At 64.7% G+C, this 1444-nt stretch carries 2 protein-coding genes; both read left to right on the forward strand.

Annotated features, from left to right (window positions below; all coding sequences use genetic code 11):
• Nucleotides 1-1046, forward strand: a 1046-nt coding sequence (locus EN939_RS34035; protein WP_164751509.1) for a HAMP domain-containing sensor histidine kinase, incomplete at its 5' end; no start/stop codon positions are given.
• Between the two features lie 29 nt (nucleotides 1047-1075).
• The coding region (locus EN939_RS34040) for an NAD(P)/FAD-dependent oxidoreductase (protein WP_164751510.1) at nucleotides 1076-1444 on the forward strand (369 nt) is incomplete at its 3' end.

A 1444-nucleotide genomic window follows, 5' to 3' on the forward strand; every position in this document is an offset into this window, starting at 1 on the left:
GCTATGCCAGCGCGCTCAGGCTGCGCATCCGCGACCAGCCGGCGCCGCCGCTCTATTCGGTCAGCCGCGGCACCAAGGTGCGTGTCTTCGCCGCTTTGCCGGTGGCCGTCGACGGCAAGGTCGCCGGCGTCGTCTATGTGTCGCGGACGCCCAACAACATCATCAAGCATCTCTATGGCGAACGCGGCAAGGTGACGTTGGCGGCGATTGCCATTCTCGGCGGCACGCTGCTCATCGGCCTCATCTTCCTGCGCACCGTCAGCCGGCCGATCTATGCGCTGATCGACCGCACCGAGCGCATCGCCGCCGGCGACCGCGCGGCGATCAGGCCGCTCGACCATCACGGCACGCGAGAGATGGCGGAGCTTTCCGCCGCCTTCCTCGACATGGCCGAAAAACTGCAGGCGCGTTCCGACAGCATCCAGACGTTCGCCACCCATGTCTCGCACGAACTCAAATCGCCGCTGACAGCGATCCAGGGCGCAGCCGAATTGCTGCGCGATTCCGGTGGCGCGATGGACGATACGGAGCGGCGGCGTTTCTCCAACAATATCGTCACCGATGCGGGACGGCTCAATCTGCTGGTTCGCCGCCTGCTTGACATGGCGCGCGCCGAAAACCTGGCGCCGAGCGGCGAAAGCACATCGATCGGTGCGGCGCTGGCGCTGCTTCCCGTAGACAACAGGCTGGCGGTTAGCATCGGGGCCGGCGGCGACATCAGATTGCACATATCGGCCGAGAACGCGGCTATCGTGCTGGCCAATCTCATCGACAATTCGGCCAGGCACGGCGCGACACAGGTTTCTGTCTCCGCTACGAGCGCCGACGGCAAGGCGAGCCTCCTGGTCAGTGACGACGGCGCCGGTATTTCGCCGAGCAACCGGGCGCGCATTTTCGAGCCGTTTTTCACCACGCGGCGCGAACAGGGCGGCACCGGCATGGGGCTCGGCATCGTGCTGGCCCTCCTGAAAGCGCATGATGGTATGATCGCGCTGGTTGACAGCGAACGCGGCACGCGCTTCGAGATCATTCTGCCGGTGGCGTGAAGGACACCATCGGCCGGATCGGAGAGAACATGCGCTACGACATCGTCATCATCGGCGGAGCCATCGTCGGCTCCTCGGTCGCCTATTACCTGCGTGAGCAAGGGTTTTCCGGCACGATCGCGCTGGTCGAGCGTGATCCGCAATTCGCGCATGCGGCAACGACGCTGTCCATGGCCTCGATCCGCCAGCAATTCTCGATCCCGGAAAACATCCGCCTGTCGCAGTTCACGCTGAAACTGTTTCGGCGGCTGAAGGAAGAGTTCGGGGACGACGCCGATATCGGCTTTCGCGAGGGCGGCTACCTCATCCTTGCCGGCGAGGACGGCTTGCCGATCCTCAAGAGCAATCACGAGGCGCAGATCGCGGAGGGCGCCGACATCGTGCTGGAGGATGCCGCC

The organism is Mesorhizobium sp. M7A.F.Ca.CA.002.05.1.1, from assembly GCF_003998335.1.
Taxonomy (GTDB): Bacteria; Pseudomonadota; Alphaproteobacteria; order Rhizobiales; family Rhizobiaceae; genus Mesorhizobium.